Raw genomic sequence first — 22,955 nt, forward strand, 5'->3', positions numbered from 1 at the left:
GCGGCGGGAGCGTTCAGAAAGAGGGAATTATGGAAAATTTTAAGAAAAGCGTGATTTATCAGATTTATCCCAAATCTTTTTGTGACAGCAACGGAGATGGGATTGGGGATATCCGGGGGATCATACAGAAACTGGATTATATCAAAAGCCTTGGGGTTGACTATATCTGGAGCACACCTTTTTTTGCCTCGCCCATGAATGACAATGGGTATGATGTAGAGGATTACCGGAAGATTCATCCGGCCTTCGGCACAATGGAGGATACAGAAGAGTTGATTGCAGAGGCAGGAAAACGGGGCATGAGAATTATGATGGATATGGTATTTAACCATACATCCACCCGGCATGAATGGTTTCAGAAGGCATTGTCCGGGAAAAAAGATTATATGGATTATTATATTTTTAAAGAAGGAACGCCCCGGGAGCCTCCCACCAACTGGCAGTCCAAATTCGGCGGTTCTGCCTGGGAATATATTCCCTCTTTGCAGAAATGGTATCTGCACCTGTTTGATGTGACACAGGCAGATTTGAACTGGGAGAATCCCAGGGTAAGGGAAGAACTGAAGGATATTATCCGGTTTTGGAAAGAAAAGGGCGTAAAAGGATTTCGGTTTGATGTGGTCAATCTGATTTCAAAACCGGAGATTTTTGAGGATGACGCCCAAGGGGACGGCAGAAGATTTTATTCCGACGGGCCCAGGGTTCATGAATATCTGAAGGAGCTGACGGCGGATACCGGGATCGGGCATATGGTTACCGTTGGAGAGATGTCGTCCACAAGCCTGGAGCACTGCATCCGGTATTCTAATCCCAAGGAAAAGGAATTGTCCATGTGTTTTAATTTTCATCATTTGAAAGTGGATTATAAAGATGGGGAGAAATGGGAGCTGTCAAAGCCGGATTACCGGAAATTAAAAGAATTGTTGGAAACCTGGCAGTGTGAAATGGAAGAAGGGAACGGATGGAATGCTTTGTTTTGGTGCAACCATGATCAGCCCAGAATTGTATCCAGACTGGGAGATGACAAAAAGTACTGGAAGGCCTCGGCAAAAATGCTGGCAGCCTGTATCCATATGCTGCGGGGAACTCCCTATATTTATCAGGGGGAAGAGCTAGGTATGACAAACCCGGGATATGGCAATATCCATTCGTACCGGGATGTAGAAAGCATTAATTATTATCACATTTTGCTGAAAAAGGGCAAATCTGAGGAGGAAGCATTGAAAATCCTGGGACAGCGCTCCAGGGACAACGGAAGAACGCCGATGCAGTGGGATTTTGGGGCATATGCAGGATTTTCCACTCATGAGCCTTGGATTACGATACCAGAAAACTACTCTTACCTCAATGCAAAAGCAGAAGAGGAGGATATGGATTCCATTCTGCATTATTACAGAAAACTTGTGGCTTTGCGGAAACAGTATGAAGTAATTCAAGAGGGTTCAGTTGAATTTCTGTATCGGGAACAGCCGGAGATATTTGCATACAGACGGCGGTTCAAAGGCCGGGAGCTTCTTGTGCTGAATAACTTTACAGAAAGTCAGGTTGATTTGCAGGAACCATTTGCCCTCACAGGATACCGCCATTTGCTCGGCAATTATCCCCGGCAGGAAAAAATGGAAATTAAGAGTCTCAGACCTTATGAGAGTTTGATATTCCTGAAGGGATAGTTATTACTCCGGCGGTTAAATATCAAAAAATAATTTTATGACCCAAAATAAGTAATACGGCAAAGAAATTATCCATAAAGGGAAAAGGAACAACTTATAAAATGCACGGCATATTTTTTCAGAGTATCCTTATTGCCGGTGAAATTTTCTGTCAGTTCAAACCAGGAAATTTTATCCTGATATTCCTGCTTGAACGAAGGAACAAACAATTCCTGGTACTGGGGCAGAAACCGGCCGGATTTTTTGCAGTAGCAGGTGGCGGCAGTGGCCTGGACGCGGTAATCTCTGTCCACATAGGCGGCAACGCTTTTGTGGAGGGCCGTATCTTCCATGGGAAGGTAATAATAGTTTTTGTAATCCGGATAAAAATATTTCAATTCCCCGGTAAAAAGCTCAATACGCAGCTTTATCAGGCTGCAGCAGGCTGAAATATAGAGATTTCCCAGGCTGCAGGCAAAGGCTTTCGGCAGAGGAAGCTCCGGCTCCAGGGACAGAATCAGTTCCAGGCCTTCTGCGCCCTCGTAGGTGTTCCAGCTGTGGGTTTCCCAGGAGGAGACCTGGAAATGCCCTTCAAAAAAGCGGGGATAGGCAAGTAACGAAAGAAGCTTCAGCATTCCTTCCATATCTTCATAATTATGCAGCTTTAACAGCGCGCAGGCTTCCTCAGAAGAAACGGAGGCCTGCGCGCCATCCTTGTTTGCATATTCTGAATAGATGGAAATCAAGTCTCCGCCGGAATATACATCTTCCCTTGCAATGCCCAGAAATTTTTCCAGGGTTTTCTGCTTCAGGTTGGGAAGGTTCAGAATGTTTTTGCAGCCGGAAATCTGCTTGTATATGTCAATATGCCGGAAAGAATCCAGATGTTCCGGCAGTTTGTAATGGGCGCAGCGGCTTTTCAGGAACGGCACGTCAAAGCCTGTGCCGTTAAAGGAAATCAGGGTGTCGTAACAGGATAAAATATCCAGAAAGGCGGAGAGTATCTCCGGTTCTTCCGAAAGGTTTTCCGCAAATAACTGGGTGATGCAAATCTGATCTCCTGCCAGATGGGCATATCCTATCATGTATACCTGGCAGCGGGCAGCGGAAAATCCGGTAGTTTCGATATCGAAAAAAACCGAGGATGGGGTGAAGTATTCAGCGATATAAGGATTATCAGTAAAGGATATCAGTTCTGTCTGCCAGGTTTTCATAGGGGGCCTCCGTTCCTTGGATTTGTCATATCATGTTATTATAGGATAGATTATCTGGATTTTCAATTTTTTCCTGCAAGATTTTCTGTAATTCCTGTTAAGAATCTTTTTAATTTTGGCAGGTCACTTTAAACTGGAACGAACAATCTATAGTTCCGTCCGTATCCAAATATAAAAACTTCGCTCTAAAGAAAATAGCAAATCACTTGACAAAATATGTACGCTTGTAAGGAAACTATTTCTTCTTCACAATAATCTTCATCTTCGCCTTTTTCCCATTATAAGTTTTAACGGTAATAATGGCAGTTCCCTTTTTCCTGGCCGTGATTTTCCCGGTGGAGGATACGGTGGCCACAGATTTTCGGTTGGAAGAATAAGTGAGTTTGTGGCTTGCAGTTCCTTTGGGGAACTTTGCTTTTATCTGGAATTTCCAACCGGCCCGGATCGTCTTGGTTTTGGCGTTCAGCTTGATCTTCCCGGGTTTTTTCTTAACGGTAATCTGCACGGCGGCGGTTTTTCCGTTGGAGGACTGAATGGTAATCCTGGAAGAACCGGTTTTCTTAGCGGTAATCTTACCGGCTGCGCTGACGGTAATCTTTTTATTGGAAGCGGTGTAACGCAGCTTTTTGTCGGAAGCGTTTGCAGGAAGGGCAGCTGCTTTCAGTGCGTAGGTTTCGCCTAACTGAACCAGGGGCTATCGTTGGACGAAAATAAAGACTGCTCCATCTCGCCTGTTCCGGTCAACTGCAGTTCATAGCAGACAGGAGAGTCGGAGGCTGCAGTGCGGCTTTCATCCTGGTAGATTGTTCCGTCCGGATCTATGATCAGTTCCCATTCGATATTGTCTCCCTTCGCTCCGCATGTGCCGGATGTGTCTCCGGTGGGCGTCGGCAGTTGGGCAGCCTGGATTTCTGCAGATTGTTCCCAACCCAAGGGAGCAGAGCAGAATAAGCCCAATGCAAGTGAAAGGGTTAGCAGAAAGCTGATGATTTTTCTCCTTTTTTTCATATCAATACTCCTTTTCGTATGATTTTTTCTGTATCGCATACCCCGAAATACTACTTAAAGTATACTGAGGTTTCCAATTTCTGGCAATAAAACAAAAGGAGCTTAGCAGGAAATTAGCAGGAAATCCGGCATAGTTTTTCTGCTCCTGCAGGTGCGTGGAAAATGGAAGAAATTTCCTGATATTCTCGGAATTCCCGGAATTGTGCATTTTTCCGGGAATCCCTGCGCCGGTCCGGCAGTTTGTGCTGAAAAAAGTACAAATTTATCGAAAAAAGACGTGCTACAGATAATAAAATGTGCTATAATCAAAATTATTGACTTATGATTTATCATAAGGCATAAAATATATTCAGTTAAGATGGACAGCAGTCTGCGCAAGCATGCAGAAGGCTGGACTTAGGAATGACATGAATATATTTTATTTCATTCCTTAAAAATATTTTTAAAGAAAGTGGGGCACGAAAAATGGGTCTTATGACATTTAAGGGCGGTGTCCATCCGCACGATGGAAAAGAATTTTCCAAAGATAAGCCAATACGTGAGCTATTACCCAAGGATGAGTTGGTATTTCCGGTTTCTCAGCATATTGGGGCGCCGGCAAGTCCGGTGGTAGCTGTTGGTGACACCGTGCTGCGGGGACAGAAGATTGCAGAGGCAGGCGGGTTTGTATCAGCGCCGATCTATTCTTCCGTATCCGGCAAGGTGAAGGCAATTCAGCCGCGCAGGGGTGCAGTAGGGGATATGGTTAATTCCATCATTATTGAAAATGACGGAGAGATGAAGGAAGTGGAGTACGTTCCCACCGAAAATGTAACTGCTCTTTCCAAAGAAGAGATTATTGGAAAAGTGAAAGAGGCAGGGGTTGTGGGAATGGGCGGAGCCGGGTTCCCGACCCATGTGAAGTTATCACCCAAAGAACCGGATAAAATTGAGTACATAATCGCAAACTGTGCGGAATGTGAGCCTTATCTGACAGCGGATTACCGGCGTATGCTGGAGAATCCCAAAGAGCTGATCGAAGGAATGCGCATTGTCCTTCAATTGTTTGATCATGCCAAAGGTTTATTCGGCATTGAGGACAACAAGCCGGACTGCATAGCCAAAATGCAGGAGTTAACGAAGGATGAACCCCGTATGGAAGTCTGTCCGTTAAAGACAAAATACCCCCAGGGCGGCGAACGTCAGCTGATTTACGCCACCACCCACCGGGAAATCAATTCCACCATGCTTCCCGCTGATGCAGGCTGTATTGTGGACAATGTGGAAACTTTGATTTCGATTTATAAGGCAGTAAAACTGGGCAAGCCTGTGATGAACCGTATTTTTACAGTAACAGGAGATGCAGTGGCAGAGCCGGGGAACTTCGATATCTGCCTTGGCATGAGTTACGGAGAAGTACTGGAAGCGGCAGGCGGATTTAAGGTGCAGCCTGAGAAGATTATTTCCGGCGGGCCTATGATGGGATTCTCCATGTTCGGACTGGACATTCCAACGACAAAGACGTCTTCCTCCCTGCTTTGCCTTGCCAAAGATGATGTGGCGGCAAGCGAGACTACGGCATGCATCAACTGCGGCCGCTGCGTATCCGCATGTCCGGAACAGATTATTCCCACAAGGCTTGCAAAAATGGCAGGTTACGGGGATATGGCAGGCTTTGAGAAGTGGAACGGCATGGAATGTATCGAATGCGGAAGCTGCAGTTATATCTGTCCGGCCAAAATTCCGCTGGCACAGTCCATCCGTACCATGAAGAAACAGATTCTTGCAGAGCGGAGAAAGAAATAGCTGATTTACGAAAAATAATTTGCAGCCAATTTAGAAGGTAAGTTGATTGCGAGCTCACGCGTCAGCACGAAGTGCACGAAAATGCGCGTGATACCTTTATAAAATTAGGAAGAAAGAGGTGTCTTATTGTGAGTGATATGTATAATGTATCATCGTCATCCCACATTCGTTCCAAAGATACATCTGCCAAAATAATGCTTTACGTGGCAATTGCATTGCTGCCGGCCAGCGTATTTGGTATCTGGAACTTTGGGTTACAGGCGTTGATATTGATTTTAGTATGTGTTGCAACCTGCGTGGCTTCAGAATGGATCTTTGAGAAGCTGATACAGAAAAAAAGTACCATCAATGATTTCAGCGCAGTAGTGACCGGATTGCTGCTGGCGCTGAACCTGCCCCATACCCTGCCCATCTGGCAGGCGGTTTTGGGAAGCGTATTTGCTATTGTCATTGTGAAAATGCTGTTCGGCGGTCTTGGACAGAACTTTATGAACCCGGCTTTGGGCGGCAGATGCTTTTTGCTTGTGTCTTTTGCAGGGACTATGACCAGCTTTACTTATGACGGCGTAACAGGCGCTACGCCGCTGGCTCTTTTAAAAAACGGCGAAAGCGTGGATACCATGAAAATGCTTCTGGGAACCACAGCGGGAACCATCGGTGAGACCAGTGTAATTGCGATTTTAATCGGGGCAATTTTCCTGATTCTGATGGGCGTGATTGATTTAACCATTCCTGCCAGCTATATTCTTTCCTTCGGCGTATTTGTGCTTCTGTTCGGCGGCCATGGCTTTGACGTGACCTATCTTACCGCTCATCTCTGCGGCGGCGGACTGATGCTGGGAGCATTTTTCATGGCGACCGATTATGTGACCTCCCCCATCACCCCCATGGGAAAAGTGGTATTCGGAATTGTTCTGGGAATTCTCACCGGATTGTTCCGTCTGTTCGGGGCCAATGCAGAAGGCGTTTCCTTTGCAATTATCTTAGGCAACCTTCTGGTTCCAATCATTGAGAAATTTACCATTCCAAGGGCGTTTGGCCAGAAAAAGGAGGTAAAATAGCATGAATAAGAAGATTGTACATGATGCGTTGGTGTTAACCGCTTTTACCTTAGTGCTGGGATTTCTGCTGGGCGTGGTATACGATATTACCAAGGAGCCCATTGCAGCGGCAGAAAAAGCCGCATTGGATGAGGCATATAAAGTAGTGTTCGCAGATGCAGCTTCTTTTGAAGAAGATGAGAATTTTGATGCAGCGAAAGCGGCAGAGATTATTGCGGCAAGCGAATTTTCCAAAGATGAGATTACGGCAGTTAACAAGGCATTGGACGGCTCCGGCAATGTGCTTGGATATGTGATCAATGTGACTTCCCATGAAGGAAGCCAGGCAGATATTTCCTTTTCCGTGGGCATCCAGAATGACGGGACGTTAAACGGTTATTCCATTACGGCCATCAGCGAGACGCCGGGCCTTGGCGTACTGGTGCAGGAGGAGCCGTTCTATTCCCAGTTTGAAGGGAAGTCCGAAGAGACTTATTCTGTTGTAAAGACAGCTCCGGCGGCTGAAAATGAGATTCAGGCGGTTACTGGAGCTACCATTTCTTCCAGAGCAGTCACCAACGGCGTAAATGCATGTCTGGTGTACTTCAGAAGCGCTTTGCAGGGAGGTAACTAGTATGAATAAATATGTAGAACGTTTATATAACGGTATTATTAAAGAAAATCCTACCTTTGTGCTGATGCTTGGAATGTGTCCCACCCTGGCGGTGACATCTTCCGCAGTCAACGGAATCGGTATGGGCCTTTCCACTACAGTGGTGCTGGTTATGTCCAACCTGCTGATTTCCATGTTCCGGAAAGTAATTCCAAACGGCGTGCGTATGCCGGCTTATATCGTAGTGGTGGCTTCCCTGGTTACCATTGTGCAGTTTATTATGCAGGCGTATACCCCGGCCCTTTCCGCATCTTTGGGTGTGTATATTCCTTTGATCGTGGTAAACTGTATTATCCTGGGAAGAGCGGAAAGCTACGCTTCCAAAAATCCCATTACACCTTCTGTTTTTGACGGACTTGGCATGGGTCTGGGATTCACCATCGGCCTGACCTTTATCGGATTGATCCGCCAGATTTTAGGAGCTAATCTTGGAATTACCGTGTTTATCATGGCGCCGGGAGCATTCCTGGTACTGGCGTTTCTGGTTGCAGGCATGAATGTTGTCCGGGAAAAAATGGAAAAGAAGGGCAAACCTCTGGCAGCTCCATCCGGATGTCTGACCGGAGACTGCGCAAGCTGTTCCCAGTCGGCTATGTGTACCGGCAAATTACCGGGATCTCAGAAAAAGTCAGAAGAATAGGAGGCAGAATAGATGAAAGAATTATTGATTATAGCAATCGGCTCTGCCATTGTAAATAATGTAGTGTTAAGCCAGTTCCTTGGCATCTGCCCGTTCCTGGGAGTATCCAAGAAAACCGAAACAGCAGCCGGTATGGGCGGCGCGGTAATTTTCGTTATTACCCTGGCTTCCTTTGTTACAGGTCTGATTTATAAGTTTATTTTAGGCCCCTGCCATGTGGAATATTTGCAGACCATTGTGTTCATTCTGGTTATTGCGTCACTGGTGCAGTTCGTGGAAATGTTTTTGAAGAAAAACATGCCCCCGCTGTACGAATCCCTGGGCGTGTTCCTTCCGCTGATTACTACAAACTGCGCCGTATTGGGTGTTGCTTTGAACAATGTAAGCAAAGGCTATGATTTGCTGCAGGGCATTGTAAACGGCCTTGCAACCTCTGTCGGCTTCTTTATTGCAATTGTAATTATGGCGGGTATCCGTGAGAAAATCGAATATAACGATATTCCCAAACGATTTCAGGGAACAGCCATTGTGTTGATTACGGCCAGCCTGATGTCAATTGCCTTTATGGGATTCTCAGGAATGATTTAGGAGGGAAAAAAATGAATGTAACAGCAATTATCATTGCCGCCCTGGTAGTGGGCGGAACTGGTATTTTCCTTGGCTTTTTCCTTGGGATCTTTGGGGAAAAATTCAAAGTAGAAGTAGATGAAAGAGAAGAGGCAATCCTGGGCGTCCTTCCGGGAAATAACTGCGGCGGCTGCGGGTATGCAGGATGCTCCGGCCTTGCGGCAGCCATTGCAAAAGGAGAAGCGCCCGTAGGCCAGTGTCCGGTGGGCGGCGACCCGGTGGCAGCCCAGATTGGTGAGATTATGGGCGTTTCGGCAGAAGGCGGCGTGAAGATGACTGCTTTTGTAAAATGCGCCGGAGACTGTGAGAAGGCAAAACAGGATTATGAATATACTGGCGTGGAGGACTGCGCAGCTATGGCGTTTATTCCCGGCGGCGGGCCGAAATCCTGCAGTTACGGCTGTCTTGGCTACGGAAGCTGCGTAAAGGCATGTCCCTTTGATGCAGTACATATTGTCAACGGCATTGCGCTGGTGGATAAAGACGCCTGCAAAGCCTGCGGAAAATGCGTGGCAGCCTGTCCGAAGAACCTGATTGAACTGGTGCCCTACGATGCAAAGAATAAGGTGCAGTGCAGCTCTAAGGATAAGGGCAAGGATGTGATGGCAGCCTGCTCCGTAGGATGTATCGGATGTAAGCTCTGTGAGAAAAACTGTCCGGAGGGGGCGGTTACTGTGACAGACAATATAGCCCATATTGACTATGAGAAATGTACAGGATGCGGAACCTGCGCCGAGAAATGTCCGAAGAAGATTATCAGTAAGGCAGGATGATGGAAGAGAAGCTTTAAGAACGGAACCTCTGACAAATAAAATGGGGCAGCCGGGAACTTGCAGGTTTCCGGCTGCCCTGATTTATGTTTGTCAGGCTTTAGAACCGTTACTGAATACGGAACTGACTGAGCAGCTGATTCAGTGTACGGGCCTGATTGGACAGTTCATTCGAGATAGCGGCGCTTTCTTCCGCTGCGTCAGAGTTGGTCTGAACCACTCTGGAGACTTCTTTGATTCTGTTTTCCACAGAGACAATCATTTCTGACTGCTGTACGCTGGCATATGAGATTTCATCCATCAGCGTTTTGATGGATTGAATGCATTCATTGATAATCTGCATTGCGGAAATAGCAAGATTTGTGGATTCCGTTCCTGTTTTCACATCGTGGATGGAGCGGCCAATCAAATCGCTGGTATCTCTTGCGGCTTCCGCGGAGCGTTCCGCAAGATCCCGGACTTCGCCGGATACCACAGAGAAGCCTTTTCCGGCAGTACCGGCGCGGTTTGCCTCAATGGAGGCGTTCAGGGCCAGAATATTGGTCTGAAGAGCGATATCCTCAATGGTTTTGATGATGCTGCCGATTTGGGCTGAGGATTGATCGATATTTCTTGTGGCGATAATCAGCTGTTCCATTTTTGTATCCGCTTCCGCCGCATAGCCTGTGGCTCTGGCCACTAAATCACTGGCGTTTCCGCAGCGGACCGTACTGTTTTGAATCTGGGCCGTGATATCTGTAACATTGGATACAAGACCGTTAATGGATGCTTTTTGCTCGGTGCTTCCCTGGGATAAGGCCATGGCTCCGGCAGAAACCTGATTTGCGCCGTTATCCACCTGTTTTGCAATCTGGGTGATATCCCGCATAACGTCTGTCAGATGGGTGCGGATGCTTTTAAGACTCTCGGACAGTACTGCAAAATCACCGATATAATAGGATTCGTTCAGGGTTACATCCACGGCTATGTTTCCGTCTGCCATTTCGCCCAGAATCCGGCCGATATCTTCAATGGTTTTCCGCAGGCAGTCGCATAAATGGTGGATGGTCTGGGCAATCATGCCGATTTCATCTGTTCTGCCGTAGAAGGGCTTTAATTCCCGATCCGCAGAGAGATCCAGATTGCCGAGGTGCCGGATGGCGTGTTCCATAACCATAAGCTCCCTGCCTTCCCGGTGCAGGCTGAGCAGCGTGGCAAGTATAATCACAAGGGCTACGATGGCGCACAGAATTCCTATGGTGACACGGACGTTTGCCACCTGACTGTAAACTTCTGCCGAATTGTCGCGGATCATGAAAACCCAGTTCCGATCTTTCAGATATTTGTAAACCACCAGTTGGTCTACGCCTTTTTCATCCCGATAGGAATAGGTGCCGGCCTTTGTTTTGCCGTTGGTTCTGATTCGCTTAAGAATTTCCTGATAGCCTTTGTCTGTAGTCTCAGTGTTTAACAGCGATTCATCCTCATGATACAGATAAGTTCCGTTTTCTACATTTAAAAATACGTATTCGCTGCGGGGCAGGCCCTTGATGTTCAGGCCAAGCAAAACATCCATAAGCTGACTGGCATAAACCCCTGCGCCTGCATAGCCGATGCAGGTTTCACCTTCAAAAAGAGGATAGTACATGGAAAGAATCATGCTTCCGGTTCCCGGGGATTTCATGATTCCCAGATTGGTTAGCTCCTGCGCTGACAGGATTGTATCATGGAATACCTCTAAAGAATCCCCTGTGCGGGTGGTCATTCCGATGGCGCCCTGTGAAGTATGGGTCAGAATATAAGTAGACGGAGTTCCTATGTATAATCCTTCAAAAATCCCTTTGACAGAAGCAAAATCTTCCGTGTATTTCTGCCCTTTTTGCAGAAGCTCGGGATCATCCGGATTGTTAAGCAGATTGCGGACTTCGCTGCTCAGTGCAAATGCAGTGACATATTCTTCCGCAGAAATCACATAGTCGTTGATAATGGATGCTCTGGATTCCACTGCATCAATCATTTGATTGGTAATATTGTTTTTTACGATGGATGCAATACGGTTGGACATAATAAACCAGAGCAAAAGCATTCCTGTAACAGTGATCATGGTGGTAAGAATGCCGATACGTGTAGCAAGTTTTCGATTAGCAAGAAACTTCATAAAAGATTCCCCCTGTGACATAAGTAATAAATTTTGCTTGGGCAAGTTCTTTCATAATGTAAGAGTGTACCGCTTTTGCGAAAATAATTTTATCACTTTTCTGCCTGTTTTTCAAGGGTATCAGCGATGATTGTGCATTTACACTGTTCCTGGTGATACGGCTTATGCTTTTTTTCAGATTCCATATTGTAACAGCCGTCTGTTTATGATAGACTTACATTCATATTGAATTCAGAGGCAGAAAGGGTACAGATATGAAGAAAAGTTTTTGGAGAAAATACATAGGCGATAAAGCGTTTTACAAGATGGTGCTTATGATTGTAATTCCCGTCATCATACAGAACGGCATTACGAATTTCGTCAACCTGTTGGACAATATTATGGTGGGACAGGTGGGCACGGAGCAAATGAGCGGCGTTGCCATTGTAAATCAGTTTATGAACGTATTTAATATCTGCATTTTCGGCGGCGTTTCCAGTGCGGGAATTTTTACCGCCCAGTATTACGGACAGGGGAGCCAGGAGGGGGTCCGCAATACCTTCCGGTTTAAATTCATGGTATGCATCTTAATGACAGTGGCTGCCGTTGTGCTGTTTCTTACGTCTGGGGAAAGCCTGATTACACTGTATCTTCATGAAGGGGCTGAAAGCGGGGATATTGTCAAAACCCTGGAGTATGGGAAAAAATATCTGGCGGTGATTATTTTTGGAATTTTGCCTTATGCCATTTCCCAGACTTATGCCAGTACCCTGCGTGAAACAGGGGAAACGGTGCTGCCCATGAAAGCGGGAATTATTGCGGTTCTGGTGAATCTGGTGGGAAATTACCTGCTGATTTTCGGAAAATTCGGCGCCCCGGCCCTGGGAGCAGTGGGAGCAGCCATAGCTACGGATATTGCCCGGGTGGTGGAATGCCTGATTCTTATTTTTTGGACGTATGGACACCGCAGGGACCATCCGTTTATTGAAGGAGCCTACCGGACCTTGAAAATTCCCGGGGATTTGACGGCGAATATTGTAAAGAAGGGAATCCCCATTATGCTCAACGAGATTGCATGGTCAACGGGACAGGCGTTTTTGCTTCAGTGTTATTCTGTCAGAGGATTGTCTGTGGTAGCCGCCCTCAATATCTCAAGCACCGTGTCCAATCTGTTTAATGTGGTATTTTTATCCACCGGAGGGGCCATTGCGATTATTGTGGGGCAATTGTTAGGGGCAGGCAAAATGGAAGAAGCCAGGGATACCGACCGGAAACTTTTGTTTTTCACCGTATCCACCTGCCTGGTGTGCGGAAGCCTGCTGGCTGCGATTTCACCCTTCTTCCCGTTGATTTACAATACCTCCGGGGAGGTTCAGTCCTATGCAGCCAGATTTATCCTGATTGCCGCCGGCTGTATGCCCCTGTATGCTTTTATGCACGGCTGCTATTTTACACTGCGCTCCGGCGGGAAAACCTGGATTACTGTGCTGTTTGACAGTGTGTATGTGTGGGCGGTGGACATTCCCCTGGCCTATGTACTGGCCCATTTTACAGGACTGCCCATTGTGCTTGTGTACCTCAGCTGTCAGCTGATTGAGACATTGAAGTGCATTCTGGGTTATATACTGGTGAAAAAGGGAATCTGGCTTCAGAATATCGTCAGCTGATGAGAAATCAGAGCAGATGAATCCCACGAAAAATGACGGAATAAGAGGATGGAAAATTGGAAACAAAAAACTATTTGAAACAGAAAAAGAGGGTAGTGGTAAAAATTGGTTCTGCAGCTTTGCATCATGAAGCTACAGGAAGGCTGAATCTGGGAAAAGTAGAGCGTCTGGTGCGGGAACTCTGCGATATCCGCAATCAGGGGGTGGACATTTGCCTGGTAAGCTCCGGCGCCATAGCGGTGGGCCGTCAGGCAATCGGCATGAAAGAGCGTCCGGCCGATATTTCCACCAAACAGGCATGCGCGGCAGTGGGACAGGCCAGACTGATGATGACGTATCAGAAGATGTTTTCGGAATATCATCAGACTGCCGGACAGATTCTGATGACGAAAGGAACCATGCTTGACAATGTTTCCCGGAAGAACGCCCAGAACACCTTTGAGGAATTGTTCCGGCTTGGGATTATTCCTATTGTCAATGAAAATGATACCGTTTCCACTTACGAAATGCAGTTTGGAGACAACGATACATTGTCGGCCCTGGTAGCCTCTCTGGTGGGCGCGGATCTTTTGATTCTTTTGTCGGACATTGACGGGCTGTTTACAGACGATCCCCGCAAGAATCCCAATGCAGAGCTGATCCGGGTGGTGGATCGGCTGGATGAGGAAATTATCTCCATGGCAAAAGGAACTACGGGAAGCGACGTGGGAACCGGCGGAATGGAAACAAAACTGACAGCGGCAAGGATTGCAACCCTTTCCGGCGCGGATATGATTATTGCAAATGGAAAAGATGTGGGCGTTCTCCATGAGATTTTCCAGGGGGAATTTGTGGGAACGCTGTTTTTGGAGCATCGGGATGAAGATTTTTACATTGCTGACTTTATAGAAAAAGGTCTGGAATAAAGGAGAACAGTATGAATCAGAGTAAAATAGACAGAATTAATGCGCTGGCAAGGAAGTCCAGGGCGGAGGGACTGACGGAGGAGGAACGGAAAGAACAGGAGCTTCTGCGGAAGGAATATATTGCAAATGTCAGAAGAAATCTGCGGGCGCAGCTTGACAGCATTGATGTGGTGAATCCTGACGGCACCACGGAAAATCTGGGTGAAAAATATGGAAAAAAAGAAGCGAATTAAAAACAGCCGCCCGGCAGGAGGTGCGTATGGAAACTAAGGATCAAATCAGAGCAGCTTTCAAAGGGAACAGGGATAATCTGTCCTGGACACAGGCCCGGAGATTATCAATGGAAATCTGCAGGAATATAGAACTGCATCCCTGGTTTCTGCAGGCGGATACCGTCTGCCTGTATTATCCTCTGGGAAAGGAAGTGAATCTTCTTCCGTTGGCGGAGACAGCCTGGAGAATGGGCAAAAAAACTGCATTTCCCAGAGTAACAGGAAGGGAAATGCAGTTTTTTCAGGCAAAGTCTTTTGCTGAATTTAAAGAGGGCAGTTTTCATGTGATGGAGCCTGTGGGGAACAGGGAGCTCTATCAGGAGGACGCCCTGGTACTGGCGCCGGGACTGGGCTTTGACAGACAGGGCGCCCGCATTGGTTACGGCGGCGGTTATTATGACAGGTATTTTGCCGGGCATCCCCACCGCTATAAACTGGGGGCGGCCTATGCCTTTCAGCTGGTGGAAACTCTCTGTTTAGAGGAGCATGATGTCAGGATGGACGGGGTTGCTTCGGAAACAGGAGTTATGGAGTTTTTACTGTAAGTAACCGTCTTTTACAATGTCTGCCACTGTCTCCGTGGGAATTTCGAAGGTGACAACTCCCATGAAACCGGGAGCCACTTCGTATTCATCGAAAACGATGTTCAGTTTTCCGGCTTCATTGATAAAGAAGTTTACAGAGTCGGACAATTCCGTAAAATTCCATTCAGACACGTCGCTGTCCAGCCAGTAAGTGACGGTTTTATCCTGGGCCATCTGTTCTTTCATCTGTTTTTTGATATTTTCTGTAATGGGCGTTTTGTAATCTGCTCCCTCCTGGAACAAATCTTTCAGTGTTGTCAGTTCGCCGGTCTGCTTGTCGATGTGGTAAATTTTTTCCATCTGCACAGCCCCTGCCATGGTAATGGTCTGGTGAAAACGAATGGAAAATAATTTATCGCTGTCGGTTACCACCTCGTAGTCTAAGTCTACCGCCTGGGTGCCCTCTGTGCCGGCGGCTTTCAGATCAGCTTCGTATGCGGCTATGATTTCATTGGTGTAGGCTTCGATCTGATCATTGAGTTTCTGGGTGGAATCTTCCATTAAATTTCCTTTACTGTCTTTAACCTCCATCTCTGGAACTTTGATATCGGCTTCCATCCTGTTTTCCTGGTGTTTGTATTCCCGGAAAGTGACGATTTTTACGATGGCGCCCAGAACCGGAATTTGTTCCATGGCATAGGCAATGGAAGCGTTGGAGTTGACAAGTACGGTGAGAATCAGCATGGCGGCGGCAATGGAAGAGGCTCCTCTGACAATCCAGATGGAAAAAGCAGAGGATTTCTGTTTCCCTTCTTTGGGCAGGCCAGTGACGGCGTTCGGGGATTTCTGTTTCCTTTCTTTGGGCAGGCCAGTGACGGCGTTCGAGGATTTCAGGAATCTCCGGTTCGGCAGTTTTGCAGGGGAGGAGGTTTGCGCCAGCTCGGTTTTGGCTTTTGCAATGGAAAGCTCCACGTTTTGCCTCAGGGCCTCCGGGATGGGGATGTTCTTATAATCTTGTTTGATGTGGTTTAAATTATGATTCATGGCAGAGTTCTCCTTCCGTCAATTTGATTCTCAGTTTTCCAAGGCTGCGGTACAGAATGCTTTTGGTGGTATTGAGATTTTCTTCCAATACATCTGCGATTTCCTGCAGCTTTCGTTCTTCGAAATAACGCAGCACAATGACAGCCCGTTCCTTTTCATTCAGAATGTCTAAAGCGTCAATGGTGTCGAAGTCCAGGTAAATGTCCTCTGTTCCGTACTCCGGCGTTTCATCGAAAGAAACTTCTTTTTGATTCCGGCGCAGAAGCTCCAGGGAAGTGTTGATTACAATGCGCCAAATCCAGGTTCTGATAAAAGCAGCATTCTTGACAGAACTGGAATTTTTAATGGCTCTGTAAGAGCTTTCCTGTACGATGTCCATAGCGTCGGCTTCATTTTTTACATAGGTGAACGCCAGACGGTACAGGGAGTCGTAGGAGGACAGAAGCTCCTGCTCCACCAATTGCTGCATCTTTTGTGAATTCATTTTGAAATCTCCTTTCCGGTTACTGTTTATTAGATGAAAGAGCGCGGGAAAAAGTTTCAAAAGTTTCCCATAAAGTGTAAAGAACCCTCAAAAATTAATGACAAATATACTGGAACTTGTTATACTGTTACCATATCTGAACAGAAACAGCAACACCGAAATGGAGGAAAAAATATGAACCTTACGTTGGAACAGATTGGCGAAAAGGCAAAAAAGGCGGAAGTAACCTTGCGTACCTTGTCGGCCAATCAGAAAAATAAAGTCCTGACCACTTCAGCGGATTATTTGATGGCAAATATGAAAATGCTGTTGGAAGCCAATCACTCAGATGTGGAACGGGCCAAAGAGAATGGCATGGCTCCAGCCCTGGTGGACCGGCTGCTTCTGACAGAGGCCAGGATTGCCCAGATGGCAGAGGGACTCAGACAGATTGCAGCTCTGGAAGATCCCATTGGAGAGGTGCTTTCCATGAAGCAGAGGCCCAACGGACTTCTGATTGGGCAGAAACGTGTGCCTTTGGGCGTGATCGGCATTATCTATGAGTCCAGGCCCAACGTGACGGCAGACGCCTTCGGACTGTGCTTCAAAGCCGGAAATGTGGTGATTCTCCGGGGCGGAAAGGATGCCATTCATTCCAACAATGCCATTACCATGACTTTACAGGAGGCATTGGCCAGGTGTGAATTGCCCTCAGATGCCATTCAGCTGATTACAGATACCAGTCATGAGACTGCGGCTGAATTTATGAAGCTGAACAAGTACGTGGATGTATTGATTCCCCGGGGCGGCGCAGGCCTGATCCGCACTGTGGTAAAGCAGGCCACCGTGCCTGTCATTGAAACGGGAACCGGCAACTGTCATATCTATGTGGATGAAAGCGCAGATCCTGCCATGGCTCTTGATATTATTTTTAATGCGAAAACCCAGAGAATCGGCGTCTGCAATGCCTGTGAATCCCTGGTAGTCCATGAAAAAATAAAAGATGTTCTGCTGCCCCTTCTGGCAAAGCGGCTGTCAGAAAAGCAGGTGGAGCTTCGGGGAGACGAAGCGAGCCGGAACGCATGCAGCAGCATTCTGCCTGCAAAGGAAGAGGACTGGGGTATGGAATACCTGGACTATATTCTGTCCGTCAAAACCGTATCTTCCATTGAGGAGGCAATCGCCCACATCAACAAATACAATACCGGCCATTCTGAGGCCATTATCACAAAAGATTATGACAATTCCAGGAAATTTCTGGATGAAATTGATGCGGCGGCAGTATATGTGAACGCTTCTACCCGGTTTACAGACGGCTTTGAATTCGGGTTCGGCGGAGAAATCGGCATCAGCACCCAGAAGCTTCATGCAAGAGGGCCCATGGGCCTGAAGGAGCTGACAAGTACAAAATACATAATATATGGAAACGGTCAGGTCAGGCCGTAGATCATAAAAGGAGACAAAAATAAAATGACAGCAATCATTGAAATACTGTCGGAATCCCAAATCAGCCGTGAGCTGTTTTGCCATTTTAACCGTCATCAGGAGGTGACGCGCTGTTGGCGGAAGGAAGCAGGCAGTTGGAAATTAAAGGATATTTCCTTTGTGGAGGAATGGAAAGAAGCGGAATATGAATTTCTGGTAAAATGCCTGAAAAATACCATCCATACAGGCGGTTTTGTATTCGGCTGTTTTGAGGAAGGAAAGTTAAAAGGATTTACCTCTGTGGAACCAAAACGTTTCGGCTCCACAAAGCAGTATGTGCAGCTTTCCTGCATTCATGTGTCCTGTGAATGCAGGGGGAAAGGCTATGGAAAACAGCTGTTTGAGCGGGCAATTCTTGCGGCAAGAAAGCTGGAAGCGGAAAAACTGTACATATCGGCGCATTCTTCAGAAGAAACCCAGGCATTTTATCATGCCCTTGGGTGTGTGGAAGCAGCGGAATATGACGAAAAACTGTATGCGGCGGAGCCTTGTGACTGTCAGTTGGAGTATGTGCTGTGAAAGAACGATGATATGCGTTGGAACTGAAAGGAGATTCCTGTATTATGTAAGCATTGGATTCAAAAGCTGCAAAAAATACAATATCTGTACAGAAGATGGCAGATATCCGGCAGCAATGATGGTAAAAGAATTGATTCCGCATACATTAGACGATGGGAGAGAAAAAATACTGTCCAAGCCAGGAAGAGTTCTATATTATGAGCCATTCTTTTCTGGACTCATAGGGAATGAGGAAAAGAATGGCTCCGTCGTGTGTTACGTCAAAGCGTTTTTTGCTTCTCATATATGTGTTACGTCAAAGTGATTTTCTGTTTCTCATATGTGCTTGCCGGCAAGCACTTCTTTGTAATCTTTATAGTTTTCCTCCAAGAGTGCGGGAGTGTCCAGGCCGTAGGGGCAGTGGGCCCTGCACTGGCCGCAGTGGATACAGTTCTCGATTTTTTTCATCTTTTCCTGTACCTGGGGCGTAAGCTGCAGTTCGGCGGGGGAACGGCGCAGAAGCAGCGACATCCGGGCGCAGTTGTTGATTTCAATTCCGGCAGGACAGGTGGGAACGCAGTAGCCGCAGCCCCGGCAGAAGTTTCCGGCAAGCTGTTCTCTGTCTCTTAAGATCAGGTCGGAAAGTTCCTGCGTCATAACAGGAGGATGGTCAATATAGCTTAAAAATTCGTCCAGTTCTGATTCCTTCTGAACACCCCAGATAGGCAATACATTGTCGTACTGCGCCTGAAATGCGTAGGCAGCGGCAGAATTGGTGATCAGTCCGCCGGACAGTGCTTTCATGGAAATAAAGCCCATGTTTTCCTGTTTGCAGCGGTTGACGATTTCGATGTCTTTATCGGTGGCAAGGTAGCAGAAGGGGAACTGCAGAGTTTCATACAGTCCGCTGTCAATGGCTTCATGGGCGATTTTCAGCCTGTGGTTGGTGATGCCGATGTGACGGACTTTCCCCTGCCTTCTGGCTTCTTCCATGGCTTCATACAGTCCGGTTCCATCTCCCGGCTTGGGACAGAAAGAGGGATTGTGGAACTGGTAGAGATCAATGTAGTCTGTTTTCAAAAGCCCCAGGCTGGTATCCAGATCTTTCCAGAATTCTTCCGCATTCTGCGCTCCGGTTTTGGTGGCTATGTAGATGCTGCTTCGGACAGAGGAGAGGGCTTTTCCGATTTTGGCTTCGCTGTCGGTGTAGAACCGTGCTGTATCAAAGAAGCGGATGCCGGCATCATATGCTTTTTTCAGCAGTGTTCCGGCGTCTTCTGTGGAAATACGCTGAATGGGGAGGGCGCCGAAGCCATTTTTATTGACGGTAATTCCTGTTTTTCCAAGGGTGACGGTTGTGTTCATGATTTTCTTACCTTTCTGTAATTGATATAGTGGTTATGAGGTTACTCCTGAATTGCTGCATGTAATGGTTATATTGGCTTTAAAATATTTATTGTTCCTCTACCTCTAGGGATTCTTCTATATAAATGACATTCAGTTCCCTTGGTTTTATATAACTAAAGTAAAAGCAGCCGACGGAAGCGGTAAACAGAAGTATCAGGATGAACCATCCAAATTTAGTAAAAAAATTCTTTCTGGTTGTATAGGCAGTGATTTCTTCCGTCGGAACACTGTCCAGATAAAGCTGGGCCAGTTCTGCGGGAGTACCAAAGTAGCCGGTAATTTCATCATATCCCGCAGAATTGTTTTCCAGAAGAAACTGCCGGATATCTTTTTCCATGTTTGCTGTAAAGTTGCTGCGGTAATTGCGGGGACATGTCAATAAACGTCTGGCGTTTTTTATGCAGCGTCTGACTGGTTTGCTGAAATTGCTGTTCATAATCATTCATCTCTCCTTATATAAATCATTTCATCAAGATCAAGCATAAGATTGGCGGCAGTAGTAATTTCCCGGTATTTTCGTTTGATTTTAACCAGGTGTTCCCGTCCGCTTTCTGTGATATGAAAATAAATCCGTGTCCGATTGTTGGCTACGGCGGTGCTTTCTTCGTCAATGCAGCCGGCATTTTTCAGCCGGTAGATATAAGGATAGAGAGATTTGTAGGAAAAAGAACCGTTGCTGATACGGCTGATTTCCTGCATAATCTCGTAAGTATACATGGGTTTTTGTTTTAGAAGGAATAGAACCAGCATTTCGCCCAAGCAGTTTTGCAGACTTTCAGCAAAGCTCTCTTCTTTTCCAGTTATTTTGAGTTTTCTGCTCATAATGCTCTCCCGGCTATGCGTACAGTTGGGGGGTGCAAAGCCTTTTTAGCGGCAGCCCGACAATAATTTATTTCAGGACAGTTTTTTATAATTGTAAATATCATACTACGGGCAGTTTTAAATGTAAATAGTTTATAAAAAAAGTATTTAAAGAAAAGAAAAGGTATTTTAGTGAGAACAGATATTTTTTTAAATTAGATGTAAACTATATGAAAAAACGGACGATATTAATGGGAAAAAGAAATTGGGATAGAAATTAGTGTATAGGGTGGTGTGATATATATATTTTTTATATAAAGTATATAGAGAATATGAAGAGAAAGGGGGGACAATGGAGAAGAATCATTAGGCATACCGATAAGAAGCGTAAAGAAAGGAAGAAAGAAGTTATGAGGATGAAACATAGTGTACAACTATAACGAATAAATCGGATTTATTTAGATTGGGAATGAAAAGTGGAACCCTTAATGATCCGAAGGAAGAGCATTGGTATACGGTGGACTTGAAAGCGGGAACCAGATATTTTGTGGATATCAGGAATGTAGGGAAAACAAATTGCTATATTGAGTTGTCTTATATTCTAAATGGTGAAACAAAGTATTTTTATACGACAAATCCTGAACGAAAAGAAGTGTATCATTTAAAGCCAGAAAAATATTTATACATGACAGCACCGGTGACTGGTAAATATTATATAAAGATCGCCAGCAGTGACAATTGGGAATATTCCCCCTCATTTACAAAGAACTATTTCTTCTATGTAGGACCAGCAAAGCAAACTTATTCAGTATCTGGATATCCAATTGGAGGAGCAAGTATTTTTGGAAGTGATAAAAAAAGTCTTTCTTTGGATTTATTTGGGGTTGTACCCGAGAGTGCAACAATCGTAAATTTATCTATTAATGATACATTTCCACAAGGAAGCCCCTGTACTGATATAGAGAAAAGCATGCGTTATTTTGGAGGAAAGACCTATTCTAATATTGGAGGTTCCAGTGAGATCTATGGTATGAGCGGTGTTAATTTGAGACAATCATGGAATATTTATGTTAAATGTGGACAGGGTGGGCATATTACACAATGGATTGGTAGATTGAACTGCAAATTTAATTGTACAATGGCACCTTACCCAGGAAATGAATTGAATTTGTAGGTAAAGAAGAATAGGAAGCCGTAAGAAGTTGCCCGGAAAGAATGGTTTACCATCCTTACGATGAAAATCTTCGGCTTCCATAGGTGAGAGCGGCCATGTGGCCTGTACTCACAACAGGCCTGGTATGATGGAAGTTTACTGTGAACTTTTCATTGTCATATAATAAGTTCTGAGTAAATTACATTTTCCGGCAGCCTCATGGTAAGGAAGGAGAAAAAAATGGGTGTAACAGGAATCGGGACAGTTCAGACTTATCGATATAATTTTAAGACAGGGAAACTCTCGGCTAAAGACGGTTCAGAAAATGAATTTATTTCTTTTTTAACGAAGGGCATTCCGGTGGTTCTTCCAAAACATTAAACGGGTTTGATTGGCAGGTAAGAGGTGGGATAAGATTTTTGATCGAAGATGAGTTTAAACTTGCAAAAATCAGTGGTAATGATCTTCCGGCATGGTATGATCCAAATATAGAAGAATATGGATTCCCTGATTCATTTTGCAGATCAGCAAAGTTTTATGGTATTCGAAATGAATGCAACAGTTGCATTAAGGCTGCTTCGGGAGTTGGGAGTGGATACCAGTAGAGAATTCAACATCAATGGAACAAGGTGTATAGTGGAAGGCGGAGAGATCTATGAGGCGGGAAATACCAGTGTAGTTCCAAGCGGTATTCACCGCAAGGCATTGGAAAGATATGAAGAGCTGCTTGCAAAGCCGCTTTCAGAGAAAATGAGGTATCATACAACAGCATAAGGGATATTTATGATTGGAGGTTATTATGAAAAAAAGATTTTTCTCAGCAGTAGGCTTGATTGGATGCTTTGTGTTAATTAGCATTACTGCACAGTCTGGCCGAAAAAGTTTTTACGAAAGTCAGGAAAATACAGTGCCAGTAAATGAAAGTCCGTCAGAACATGTATTTCAAGAATCTGCAGGACAACAGATAGATTTTAGCTCAAATTCTAAATCAAATGAAATTATTCTTTATGAGGGCGAAGGAGAGCGAGATGTAGAATTTTGCGAAGAACAGCCAAATTCAGCACCGATATCTGAGACGAAGTTACATAATGATACGGGGCATGAATATATAAAATAGTAGTAAGTCTTGAGTATTATGTTAAAATTGGAAAATCAATTTGATTATTTAGAGCCGTCTCTTGAAATATAAAAATGTCCAGGAGGCGGCTTTATAT

26 protein-coding genes and 2 pseudogenes are annotated in these 22,955 nt (G+C 45.6%); 18 read left to right on the plus strand and 10 right to left on the minus strand.

Going from position 1 to position 22,955, the window contains the following annotated elements:
* Window positions 1–29: 29 nt before the first annotated feature.
* Window positions 30–1,670, plus strand: coding sequence for an alpha,alpha-phosphotrehalase (treC, locus tag ACTO17_RS08960; RefSeq protein WP_482557694.1), 1,641 nt, complete (start codon window positions 30–32; stop codon window positions 1,668–1,670).
* 68 nt (window positions 1,671–1,738) lie between these two features.
* Here the strand turns inward: treC and ACTO17_RS08965 are convergent, their stop codons facing one another.
* The 4 genes and pseudogenes from ACTO17_RS08965 to ACTO17_RS08980 all read right to left on the minus strand — a co-directional run bounded on the left by ACTO17_RS08965 (window position 1,739) and on the right by ACTO17_RS08980 (window position 3,871).
* Window positions 1,739–2,863: a ribonuclease H-like domain-containing protein gene (locus ACTO17_RS08965; RefSeq protein WP_482557695.1), complete on the minus strand. Its 1,125-nt coding sequence runs from the start codon at window positions 2,861–2,863 to the stop codon at window positions 1,739–1,741.
* A 235-nt stretch (window positions 2,864–3,098) separates the two neighbouring features.
* Entirely contained in the window at window positions 3,099–3,368 is a 270-nt protein-coding gene (locus ACTO17_RS08970) for an Ig-like domain-containing protein (RefSeq protein WP_172539492.1), read from the minus strand.
* Between the two features lie 63 nt (window positions 3,369–3,431).
* Window positions 3,432–3,554, minus strand: a pseudogene (locus ACTO17_RS08975) (Ig-like domain-containing protein); the annotation flags it as partial.
* Complete coding sequence (locus tag ACTO17_RS08980; protein WP_482557696.1) at window positions 3,542–3,871, minus strand: hypothetical protein; 330 nt, start codon at window positions 3,869–3,871, stop codon at window positions 3,542–3,544. The pseudogene ACTO17_RS08975 and the gene ACTO17_RS08980, both read right to left, overlap by 13 nt.
* Window positions 3,872–4,336: 465 nt before the next feature.
* Here ACTO17_RS08980 and rsxC point away from each other — a divergent pair, with 465 nt between their 5' ends.
* The 6 genes from rsxC (at window position 4,337) to ACTO17_RS09010 (ending at window position 9,409) form a co-directional block, all read left to right on the plus strand.
* Window positions 4,337–5,656: an electron transport complex subunit RsxC gene (gene rsxC, locus ACTO17_RS08985; RefSeq protein ID WP_482557697.1), complete on the plus strand. Its 1,320-nt coding sequence runs from the start codon at window positions 4,337–4,339 to the stop codon at window positions 5,654–5,656.
* Between the two features lie 128 nt (window positions 5,657–5,784).
* A complete protein-coding gene (locus ACTO17_RS08990; protein ID WP_482557698.1) occupies window positions 5,785–6,717 on the plus strand; it encodes an RnfABCDGE type electron transport complex subunit D in 933 nt (310 codons plus the stop codon).
* 1 nt (window position 6,718) lies between these two features.
* Window positions 6,719–7,330 (plus strand): RnfABCDGE type electron transport complex subunit G, encoded by a 612-nt coding sequence (locus tag ACTO17_RS08995; RefSeq protein ID WP_482557699.1) that lies wholly within the window; start codon window positions 6,719–6,721, stop codon window positions 7,328–7,330.
* A 1-nt stretch (window position 7,331) separates the two neighbouring features.
* Window positions 7,332–8,009, plus strand: a complete 678-nt coding sequence (gene rsxE / locus ACTO17_RS09000) for an electron transport complex subunit RsxE (protein ID WP_482557700.1) — start codon at window positions 7,332–7,334, stop codon at window positions 8,007–8,009.
* A gap of 12 nt (window positions 8,010–8,021) precedes the next feature.
* Window positions 8,022–8,597 (plus strand): electron transport complex subunit RsxA, encoded by a 576-nt coding sequence (gene rsxA / locus ACTO17_RS09005; protein WP_482557701.1) that lies wholly within the window; start codon window positions 8,022–8,024, stop codon window positions 8,595–8,597.
* An 11-nt stretch (window positions 8,598–8,608) separates the two neighbouring features.
* Window positions 8,609–9,409 carry an RnfABCDGE type electron transport complex subunit B gene (locus ACTO17_RS09010; RefSeq protein ID WP_482557702.1) on the plus strand — a complete coding sequence of 267 codons (801 nt, stop codon included), beginning with the start codon at window positions 8,609–8,611 and terminating at the stop codon, window positions 9,407–9,409.
* A 106-nt stretch (window positions 9,410–9,515) separates the two neighbouring features.
* Here ACTO17_RS09010 and ACTO17_RS09015 read toward each other — a convergent pair whose 3' ends face one another.
* Window positions 9,516–11,543: a methyl-accepting chemotaxis protein gene (locus ACTO17_RS09015; RefSeq protein WP_482557703.1), complete on the minus strand. Its 2,028-nt coding sequence runs from the start codon at window positions 11,541–11,543 to the stop codon at window positions 9,516–9,518.
* Between the two features lie 254 nt (window positions 11,544–11,797).
* Here ACTO17_RS09015 and ACTO17_RS09020 point away from each other — a divergent pair, with 254 nt between their 5' ends.
* Genes ACTO17_RS09020 through ACTO17_RS09035 form a run of 4 tightly spaced genes read left to right on the plus strand, consistent with a single transcriptional unit; the run spans window position 11,798 to window position 14,911 of the window.
* Complete coding sequence (locus ACTO17_RS09020) at window positions 11,798–13,189, plus strand: MATE family efflux transporter (RefSeq protein WP_482557704.1); 1,392 nt, start codon at window positions 11,798–11,800, stop codon at window positions 13,187–13,189.
* Window positions 13,190–13,245: 56 nt separating this feature from the next.
* Window positions 13,246–14,094: a glutamate 5-kinase gene (gene proB, locus ACTO17_RS09025; RefSeq protein ID WP_482557705.1), complete on the plus strand. Its 849-nt coding sequence runs from the start codon at window positions 13,246–13,248 to the stop codon at window positions 14,092–14,094.
* A gap of 11 nt (window positions 14,095–14,105) precedes the next feature.
* Window positions 14,106–14,327, plus strand: a complete 222-nt coding sequence (locus ACTO17_RS09030) for a DUF896 domain-containing protein (RefSeq protein WP_482557706.1) — start codon at window positions 14,106–14,108, stop codon at window positions 14,325–14,327.
* 26 nt (window positions 14,328–14,353) lie between these two features.
* On the plus strand, window positions 14,354–14,911 hold the full coding sequence (locus ACTO17_RS09035; RefSeq protein ID WP_482557707.1) for a 5-formyltetrahydrofolate cyclo-ligase: 558 nt from the start codon (window positions 14,354–14,356) through the stop codon (window positions 14,909–14,911).
* Here ACTO17_RS09035 and rsiV read toward each other — a convergent pair.
* Both rsiV and ACTO17_RS09045 read right to left on the minus strand, forming a co-directional pair.
* On the minus strand, window positions 14,903–15,934 hold the full coding sequence (rsiV, locus tag ACTO17_RS09040) for an anti-sigma-V factor RsiV (protein WP_482557708.1): 1,032 nt from the start codon (window positions 15,932–15,934) through the stop codon (window positions 14,903–14,905). The two genes, ACTO17_RS09035 and rsiV, sit on opposite strands and share 9 nt — an antisense overlap.
* Window positions 15,924–16,418 carry an RNA polymerase sigma factor gene (locus tag ACTO17_RS09045; RefSeq protein WP_482557709.1) on the minus strand — a complete coding sequence of 165 codons (495 nt, stop codon included), beginning with the start codon at window positions 16,416–16,418 and terminating at the stop codon, window positions 15,924–15,926. Before ACTO17_RS09045 ends, rsiV begins: the two co-directional genes overlap by 11 nt.
* Window positions 16,419–16,592: 174 nt before the next feature.
* Between ACTO17_RS09045 and ACTO17_RS09050 the strand changes: the two genes are divergently transcribed.
* From ACTO17_RS09050 to ACTO17_RS09060, 3 genes and pseudogenes are all read left to right on the plus strand, one after another.
* Complete coding sequence (locus ACTO17_RS09050) at window positions 16,593–17,843, plus strand: glutamate-5-semialdehyde dehydrogenase (protein ID WP_482557710.1); 1,251 nt, start codon at window positions 16,593–16,595, stop codon at window positions 17,841–17,843.
* A gap of 24 nt (window positions 17,844–17,867) precedes the next feature.
* The gene (locus ACTO17_RS09055; RefSeq protein ID WP_482557711.1) at window positions 17,868–18,401 is read left to right on the plus strand and encodes a GNAT family N-acetyltransferase; all 534 of its coding nucleotides are present in this window, start codon (window positions 17,868–17,870) and stop codon (window positions 18,399–18,401) included.
* A gap of 43 nt (window positions 18,402–18,444) precedes the next feature.
* Window positions 18,445–18,625, plus strand: a pseudogene (locus ACTO17_RS09060) (GNAT family N-acetyltransferase); the annotation flags it as partial.
* Between the two features lie 91 nt (window positions 18,626–18,716).
* On the opposite strand, the gene ACTO17_RS09065 reads toward ACTO17_RS09060, so the two are convergent.
* The 3 genes from ACTO17_RS09065 to ACTO17_RS09075 form a co-directional block, all read right to left on the minus strand.
* Window positions 18,717–19,745, minus strand: a complete 1,029-nt coding sequence (locus ACTO17_RS09065; RefSeq protein WP_482557712.1) for an aldo/keto reductase — start codon at window positions 19,743–19,745, stop codon at window positions 18,717–18,719.
* Between the two features lie 88 nt (window positions 19,746–19,833).
* Window positions 19,834–20,229, minus strand: a complete 396-nt coding sequence (locus tag ACTO17_RS09070) for a hypothetical protein (protein ID WP_482557713.1) — start codon at window positions 20,227–20,229, stop codon at window positions 19,834–19,836.
* Window positions 20,226–20,609, minus strand: coding sequence for a PadR family transcriptional regulator (locus ACTO17_RS09075; RefSeq protein ID WP_482557714.1), 384 nt, complete (start codon window positions 20,607–20,609; stop codon window positions 20,226–20,228). Before ACTO17_RS09075 ends, ACTO17_RS09070 begins: the two co-directional genes overlap by 4 nt.
* A gap of 442 nt (window positions 20,610–21,051) precedes the next feature.
* On the opposite strand from ACTO17_RS09075, the gene ACTO17_RS09080 reads away from it, so the two are divergent.
* From ACTO17_RS09080 to ACTO17_RS09095, 4 genes are all read left to right on the plus strand, one after another.
* Window positions 21,052–21,762 (plus strand): hypothetical protein, encoded by a 711-nt coding sequence (locus ACTO17_RS09080; protein WP_482557715.1) that lies wholly within the window; start codon window positions 21,052–21,054, stop codon window positions 21,760–21,762.
* Between the two features lie 219 nt (window positions 21,763–21,981).
* Window positions 21,982–22,122, plus strand: coding sequence for a hypothetical protein (locus ACTO17_RS09085; protein ID WP_482557716.1), 141 nt, complete (start codon window positions 21,982–21,984; stop codon window positions 22,120–22,122).
* 156 nt (window positions 22,123–22,278) lie between these two features.
* Window positions 22,279–22,515, plus strand: coding sequence for a hypothetical protein (locus ACTO17_RS09090; RefSeq protein WP_482557717.1), 237 nt, complete (start codon window positions 22,279–22,281; stop codon window positions 22,513–22,515).
* Window positions 22,516–22,540: 25 nt separating this feature from the next.
* Window positions 22,541–22,858 (plus strand): hypothetical protein, encoded by a 318-nt coding sequence (locus ACTO17_RS09095; protein WP_482557718.1) that lies wholly within the window; start codon window positions 22,541–22,543, stop codon window positions 22,856–22,858.
* Window positions 22,859–22,955 lie beyond the last annotated feature (97 nt).

It is taken from the genome of Petralouisia sp. (genome assembly GCF_056822245.1).